This is a genomic window from Methylobacterium sp. C25 (assembly GCF_021352225.1).
Taxonomy (GTDB): Bacteria; Pseudomonadota; Alphaproteobacteria; order Rhizobiales; family Beijerinckiaceae; genus Methylobacterium.
The window spans coordinates 20,818-28,115 of the sequence record NZ_JAAUVI010000020.1 but is presented as its reverse complement, the minus strand read 5'-3'; the positions used below and the strand labels follow the sequence as shown (position 1 = coordinate 28,115).

The window sequence follows — 7,298 nt, the reverse complement described above, 5'->3', positions numbered from 1 at the left end:
TCGACGAGGAATCCAGTGGGTACGAGGCTCGACGAGCGAAAGCGATGACGCATGCTGCGGCTCCATCATGGATGTCCGCAACCTCAACGCCCACGGCATCAGCGAGAGTGAGTCAGAGCCAATTTTGGACGCCGATCCGGGGTCAATGTTCAACGCTGTTTGACACCCCATAGCCTTATGACCGGTTGCGATGATTTGTCGGCCAGTTGCCAACACTGCTCCAACAGGGAAGTGCAGCTTGGCTAAGGCCCGCTGAGCCTCTTCGAGCGCGTGGCCCATCATCAAGTGGTCGAAAGCGTCGTCCATGCTAGAGGTATTGCCTACAGCATGATCCGAGAAGGGTCATGCAGGGGCGAAAATCCGTCTGTTTTGAAGCCTATGTTGCTCTGATGGCGGCAGTTGGAACTTCACCCCAAGCGGTCGGGCGGCGCACGACCCAAATGAGCGATTGGCGATACATTGCCGAAGGCCCAAAAGTTGCCGTCCGAGGCATCCTGGCGATCGAAATCGCCAGGAGCATAAGGCGCTTATGATGCTACTGCGAAATCAAGATTGATGGGCACAGTTCGGCGAGGCATCCCTGAATCAGTCGTTTGGATTGTGTCGTCGACGTCTGCGAAACGGAAATGACGTGCCCAGACACTGCCGCCACCACGTAGGAAGAAACCAAAGTGGATGGACTGAGCGGAAGCCGGAACGTCCATCACGATGTACCTGTCCCGCCACCCAACGGTGCCCTGGAGCGGCCCATCAATCGTTCGACCTTCCATGTTATCGAAACCCAGAGTGTGGCCCCGTTCCGCGTCGATGCGCATCCAGAGCGACGCAATCCCGCTGGCATCCTGCGACTTCAGCTGCGCCGTAAGTTTGAGGCGTTTCTCTAGATAATCGGCAGCTAGGAAGCTCTGCATCAAGGCCCCGAACCCGCCCGTGGGTGTATTGCCAGGGTGACTCCCGAAAATGGCGCGGTAGCGGATAAGCGCGCAGCTCTCTTTCGGATCTAGCCCCATGTCGTAGTCGTCGATGCGTGTGCCGCTAACGGACCATCCTTCGGGGAAGCGAAGGATGGGTCGGTCAAGTTGGGCCGATAGTGTGTTCCAATCTCGCTACCCAAGTTGGCGGGCAACACATTCCAGACTGTCGCTATGAGAGATATCGATACCGCGTTCGGCAAGTGCCTGACGAAGCGTCTTCGCCATGGCCTTCGGGTCTTGTGATGTTTGCATACGTCCGATCCTTGAACCGGGCGGTCATCGCAATCGGGGCTCGCGTTGCCGATGGGACCACCCTCAAGGGTCAGACCGATCGTTTCATGGCGGATGCGTCACCGAACCTTGCGGCGCGAGCGGCAGGCTGCACTGGCCGGTAGCAGAAGAGCGTCAACAGAAACTGGTGTCAAGCTAAGCGGGTGTCACGCGGCGGCCGTGATCAGACTCTGGAAACCTACTTCAGCGCCTCGCTGCTTCCGATCCCAACCGGCCCTGCTGCTTGCGACCCGGTCCGGCCGAACACGCGCGGCCGCGGTGCCGCCGGTAGCGGACATACGTTCTGGCAGTGTCCCCTCGGGCGCACACAACTCAGTTATTGGGGTCGGGCAGCTAATTTACTCGAATTTAAGTGATTTGAGGCAATCCTTTATCAGCAAGGATATTGTTTTTGATGAAGATCACGATCATTAGGCTCGTCGCAATCTGGATTGGCTTGCAAATGAGCGTCAGCATCGCCGATGAGGCGTATGTTTCGCAGGCTGCGCTAAAGCAACTCGGCGCCTCCTCCGCCTTTAATACAGCGAGCGCTACGCTTGCGGCACCAATTAAGCTGCTCGCAGCCCCACAACCTTCTCTATCAGCAAACTCAGCGAATGTGGCTCAGGTGATTCAAGCAGGCTCGTACAATAGCGCAACCGTGACGCAAACGGGTTTCGGAAACGCTGCAGCACTCTTCCAGCAAGGGACTGGGAACGTTGCTGTGATATCTCAATCGAACCGCGGCCGTTAGATATTGAGCATAGCTTATTACTGATATATCGCAATGACAGATAAAGTATAGTGCGCTTGATAGGCTGATCTCGAAGCGCCTGTCCTCTCCACGTCGCAAAAGGCCGTCTTCCACGGCATGCACGACTCTCTCGCGCAAATCGGTCGGCAACGGCGATCTATCCGCCCTTCAAGGGCTGTAATGTGCGATGAGAGCTTCTACAGCAGACGCTAAGGATCCGCAGGTGTGTCGCGCTGATCAGTAGCAACAGTGCATTGCGAGATTATGAACTGGTTGCGTTGCTGAATGAGAACCATCTAACGCTTTGCCTACTCAGCACGTGGCCGTCACATAGCGCGAAGGTCGTTGATGCGGACCTCTGCGCATGGCATTGGATCTGGCAGGTCGCTGGTTGCGTAAAGCGCTGTCTCTTGCACGGATCACTCTGATCGGCTGACGCACAAGGCGCGGCCTCTGTGCTTGCTTCAGCAATTCGGTGCGTGATGGACTGAGGCCGGAGGCGAGTGGAAGCTCTAGCTAAACCGTTGCGCGACGGTGCTATCACGCCGATCGAGATCGAGTTGGGCCCGAGAGAGTTGCCAATGAGGCAGCTCTACGGGACCCGAGGCTTCCTCGCATGGCTCGACGAGCGTGCGCGCGGGCACGAACCGTCGACCATCGAATCCGATATCACGCCCCTCGAGCAAATCGACGACTTGTTCTACCGCTACGTTGCGGGACGAACGCTGACGCATCGCAGGGAATTCCGCTGCGTCAAAGTCGAACGAAACCCCGTCTGGGAATTCAAGACTCCGGACGTGCGGATCTTCGGCTGGTTTCCGATGAAAGATTGTTTCGTTGCGGTCTATGGCGACTCGGCCGATCGCGTGAAGGACCACGACCTCTATCGCGGCTATCGCCTCGAAGTCAGACGTATCCGCCGGGAGATGGGCATCGAAGAAAGCCTTCACGGCGCAGGCAGCGTGCCCAAAGACGTTCTGTCGCTATAAGGGACGGTTGCGGTCGGCTTCGGGGCTTCGCGACGTCTTCGCGATGAGTCCTAATCGGCAACAACGACCCGCAGGGATCCGAGGCTCACCTCGTCTCGAGCGTCGTCGACGACAGCGCGCATGCTGATCAGACCAGGACCCCGGATTTCGAAGGGTGACAGGATGATGCTTGCCGCCGCCACGATGATCTTCGGCGCTTCCCGCCCTGTTTCCAGCTCCGATACGAGCCTTCGCTGATCACTCAGCGCGGGCGTGTCGATTAACTCTTCGACAATCGGCTCCGAGCTCCCGGGTGCATAACAACGAACGTAGATCGACCTAAATGGCTCCGCCGCCGGAGAGACGATGTGTGTATGAATACAGAACTTTGGCAAGAAGAACGACGTTACGCGCGGAATGAACATCACAGCATTGTAACATCCGACGAAGCTCAGTTTTCCTCCGACCTCGTTTCGTACGTCATCGCAGAAGATCGAATAGCCATACCTGCTCATGTTCAGGCGCTCTTCCTGAGCATTTGCCGAGGCTGCACACGGATCTGGCGCGCGGGCGGAAGCGTCGTTGCTGGCGAGCAGGTCGCGGATATAGTTAACGGGGCCGGCGAGGCTAGGGTCGAGACGTCAGGAAGGTCATTCTGTCCCGCAAAAGTCTGCGGACGGCGAACCTCGAATACGATCTCCCGGTCGAGTGCCCATGCAAGCTCAGCGACGGAGCGGAGAGTCAGATGCTGGAGACCGGCCAGTTGCCGGTTAACTGCAGAACGCGGGATCTGGAGTTTGTCTGCAATGGCCTGGACCGTGGCGCTTGATGCCCCGCGCTCTTCGTGCAGGGCGTTAGTCAACTCGCTACGAACGTGCCCAATGAAACGGCCCACGCCTTGCGAGCGCGCACCGATGCTGAACCGGTAGGACTTCATCTGCCGTTTCTCTTCCTTGCCGATCCATCGAGAACACATGACTTTCTCGATGACCCAGCCAGCCCCAGGACGCCCGTCTGTTCGCCAAGAAATCTAATCAATTTCTTCCGAAAGCTTCTTAATCTAACAAATATCAAAATTTATACGACAAATGCTTGTTGAAGTTACTACTTATCCACGCGATCTGCATGCCACGTACTGCCATCAGCCGCGAAAAACCTGTCTACCTTTGGTTTTGGGTTACAAATGTATTACGCAAATTTTTGGCATATACAGCGTTATCCCATTCCTAACCAATTCTCGAACGCGAATATAACTTATTTATCTTATAAGGCGCATGTTTTTATTGAAATAGGCTCAAAAAGCCAACCAACAAATATCTCCTGCGCCGCAACTTTCGGTCCCAAATTTGACACAGTTCATTTAACCAAATCTTTCGACGGGCCACGCGTCATTTACCGTACGTAATCTGATTTAATCCGCCCTGGCGCCCGCTTATTCAATGGTATTTCACCTCGACCAAAATCCAGTCTGTCGATCACGAGGCCGACCGATCTCATGACTCTAAAGCGGTGACAAGATACTTTTTGTGGTGTTTTTAGCCCACCTGTTGATAAATCGTATACCGATCGGTATTTGGCACTGAGCTGAATTAACTGAATTTTAATCAAAACCCTTGCGTCGGCATTGTTAAGAATGCATTAACTCGCTCCGAGGGCAGCGAATGGTCGTGAGCCCCACAGTGGCCGCATATTAAGTGGCCCGCCCGGACAGAGTAGGCATCCCCCTATGAAGACGTCAGTAGCACTGGCGCTCGTTCTCGCGAGCACCACGGCGCTTTCTGCTGCCGAAACAAACGAGTCGTTCATTGCGCAGGTTGGCGCTTTCAACGGTGCTGTCGCCGATCAGACCGGTGGCAACAACAAGCAGACCACTTTCCAGGCGGGCGCACGCAACAATTCGCTGACCACGCAGAAGACCGCTGGCACCAAGAAGAACAACTCGGGCACCGTGCAGCTCGGCGCGCGGAACAGCGCCATCGTCGGCCAGAGCCAGGGCGGCAACAACCAGGGCACGCTCCAAGTCGGCGCGAAGAACGCCGCCGTCACCGGCCAGACCGGCGGAACGCATGGTTCGAACGAGTCGACGACCGCTCAGTTCGGCTTCGCCAACAGCTCGCTCGTCGGCCAGGACGGCGGCGGTAACGATCAGCGCACGCTCCAGGTCGGCGCCGGCAACGTCGCCGTGACCGGCCAGAAGGATGCCAGCCTCGGCGGCAACGGCTCGACCACCTCTCAGTTCGGTGTTCAGAACGGCGCCCTGGTCGGTCAGACTGGCGGCATGAACACTCAGGATACCCTACAGGTTGGCGTGAAGAACGGCGCCGTCACCGGCCAGACCGGCGGCACGCTCGGCTCGAACGACTCGACCACCGCTCAGTTCGGCGTGAAGAACAGCGCCTTGGTCGGTCAGGCCGGCGGCAAGAACACCCAGGATACCCTGCAGGTTGGTGCTGGCAATGGTGCCGTCACCGGTCAGACCGGTGGCTTGAACGGCGAGAACAAGTCGACGACCACGCAGTTCGGTGTCGCCAACAGCTCCCTCGTCGGCCAGGACGGTGGCGGTAACGATCAGCGCACGCTCCAGGTCGGCGCCGGCAACGTCGCCGTGACCTCGCAGGACAAAGCGACGCGCGGCGCCAACGTCTCGACCACCTCTCAGTTCGGCGTGCAGAACGGCTCCCTGGCCGTCCAGACCGGTGGCAACAGCGTGCAGGAGACCCTGCAGGTCGGCGTGCGGAACGCTGCCATCACTGGTCAGACTGGCGGCGCGAACGGCTCAAACGAATCGAGCATCGCCCAGTTCGGTGTCGGCAACAGCACCGTCGTCGGTCAGGATGGCGGCCGCAACGATCAGCGCACGCTCCAGGTCGGTGCCGGCAACTTCGCCTTGACCACGCAGGACAACGCGAAGGCTGGGCCCAACACCTCAAACGTTGCCCAGTTCGGCGTCCTGAACGCCGCACTGGTCGGCCAGACGGACGGCAACAACAAGCAGGACACCCTGCAGGTCGGCGGCGGCAACCTCGCTGCCACGACTCAGAAGGGCGCCTCCGGCACCCGCATGAACGACTCGACCACCGCCCAGTTCGGCTTCGGCAACGTGTCGCTCGTTGGTCAGGACGGCGGCAACAACGGCCAGGGCACATTACAGATCGGCGCTCGTAACTTCTCGGCGACCGACCAGGCGAGCAACCTTCAAGGTTTGAACAACGCTTCGTCGACGGTTCAAGCTGGTATTGGCAACACTGCTCTGACCGCTCAGGCGTCGAAGGGCGGTGCAGCGGCACCTGGAGCCATTGTGACAACGGCTCACACCACGTCAGGTGCTTATTCGACGTGGGAGGGAACGAAGGTTGTTTCGACCACGACGTTCCCATTCTTTACTTTAATTGACGTGTGGGCCGGCCACGATGCCAAGGATGAAAAAACGACGTTGTTGAGCATTCCGGTGACGCTTCCGGCATATCGGGGCGGCACAAACGTCGCGACTACGATGCAGGTTGGCGTAGGTAACGCGGCGGTCACTGCTCAGTCATCCGAGGGGCGGCGGACCGGCGGAAGCACGGCAGATCTCGGTTCGGTTACCACTCCAGTCCTGGGGAGCAAAAAGCCAATCTTCGTTGCTTTCAACGCACCGACCTTCGACTCAGGCATTGCCTTTCAGACAACCGCAACTTCGTTGACGGTACCGAATCTGATCGCGCTGAACGGCGTCGACAACAATTCGACCGTCGTTCAGCTCGGCGTGAAGAACCTGGCGCTCACCTCCCAGAGTGGCGCGACCCTCCTGCCGGCTTCGAACAACTCGACCACCGCGCAGATCGGCGTGAAGAACGCTGCGATCGTCGATCAGAAGAATGGCCTGAACACTCAGGGCACGCTCCAGGTCGGCTACAAGAACACCGCCCTCACCAGCCAGACGAACCAGTCCGATTCGGCGAACCTCAACGGATCGGCCACTGTTCAGGTTGGTGCGCTGAACACGGCCGCCACGGTTCAGAAGAGCAGCAGCCTCTCGGTTGGTGCGAACGGTGCGGCGACGCTTCAGCTCGGCGTCAAGAACAACGCCCTGACGTCCCAGGCGATCGCCAACCCGCTCTCCGGGGGCGCCAACGGCTCGCTGATCACGCAGGTCGGTTACAACAACACTGCCAACGCGTTCCAGCAGACCGGCCCGCAGGCCATGATCGGCGCCAACACGCAGGCCACCGTGCAGGTCGGTGCGAACAACTACGCCCTGACCTCGCAGTCGACCGGCGGCAACGTGACCAACAGCTCGGTCACCGCGCAGTTCGGCTATCGCAACGCGGCCATCACGGTCCAGCGTTAAGT

8 protein-coding genes are annotated in these 7,298 nt (G+C 58.5%); 3 read left to right on the top strand and 5 right to left on the bottom strand.

All coding sequences use genetic code 11. The features are described from left to right. The 3 genes from HCU64_RS24775 to HCU64_RS24765 form a co-directional block, all read right to left on the bottom strand. Positions 1 to 306, bottom strand: a 306-nt coding sequence (locus tag HCU64_RS24775) for a hypothetical protein (protein WP_233387120.1), incomplete at its 3' end; no start/stop codon positions are given. 221 nt (positions 307 to 527) lie between these two features. Next, positions 528 to 1,010, bottom strand: a complete 483-nt coding sequence (locus tag HCU64_RS24770; RefSeq protein ID WP_233387119.1) for a hypothetical protein — start codon at positions 1,008 to 1,010, stop codon at positions 528 to 530. A 96-nt stretch (positions 1,011 to 1,106) separates the two neighbouring features. Continuing rightward, positions 1,107 to 1,226: a glyoxalase superfamily protein gene (locus HCU64_RS24765; RefSeq protein WP_267922696.1), complete on the bottom strand. Its 120-nt coding sequence runs from the start codon at positions 1,224 to 1,226 to the stop codon at positions 1,107 to 1,109. 433 nt (positions 1,227 to 1,659) lie between these two features. Here HCU64_RS24765 and HCU64_RS24760 point away from each other — a divergent pair, with 433 nt between their 5' ends. Beyond that, on the top strand, positions 1,660 to 1,998 hold the full coding sequence (locus HCU64_RS24760) for a hypothetical protein (RefSeq protein ID WP_233387118.1): 339 nt from the start codon (positions 1,660 to 1,662) through the stop codon (positions 1,996 to 1,998). Positions 1,999 to 2,501: 503 nt separating this feature from the next. Beyond that, on the top strand, positions 2,502 to 2,987 hold the full coding sequence (locus HCU64_RS24755; protein WP_233387117.1) for a hypothetical protein: 486 nt from the start codon (positions 2,502 to 2,504) through the stop codon (positions 2,985 to 2,987). 50 nt (positions 2,988 to 3,037) lie between these two features. Here HCU64_RS24755 and HCU64_RS24750 read toward each other — a convergent pair whose 3' ends face one another. Together HCU64_RS24750 and HCU64_RS24745 are read right to left on the bottom strand one after the other, a co-directional pair. After that, the gene (locus tag HCU64_RS24750; protein WP_233387116.1) at positions 3,038 to 3,481 is read right to left on the bottom strand and encodes a hypothetical protein; all 444 of its coding nucleotides are present in this window, start codon (positions 3,479 to 3,481) and stop codon (positions 3,038 to 3,040) included. A 2-nt stretch (positions 3,482 to 3,483) separates the two neighbouring features. Next, on the bottom strand, positions 3,484 to 3,903 hold the full coding sequence (locus tag HCU64_RS24745) for an XRE family transcriptional regulator (RefSeq protein WP_233387115.1): 420 nt from the start codon (positions 3,901 to 3,903) through the stop codon (positions 3,484 to 3,486). 789 nt (positions 3,904 to 4,692) lie between these two features. Between HCU64_RS24745 and HCU64_RS24740 the strand changes: the two genes are divergently transcribed. Beyond that, positions 4,693 to 7,296, top strand: a complete 2,604-nt coding sequence (locus tag HCU64_RS24740; RefSeq protein WP_233387114.1) for a beta strand repeat-containing protein — start codon at positions 4,693 to 4,695, stop codon at positions 7,294 to 7,296. Positions 7,297 to 7,298 lie beyond the last annotated feature (2 nt).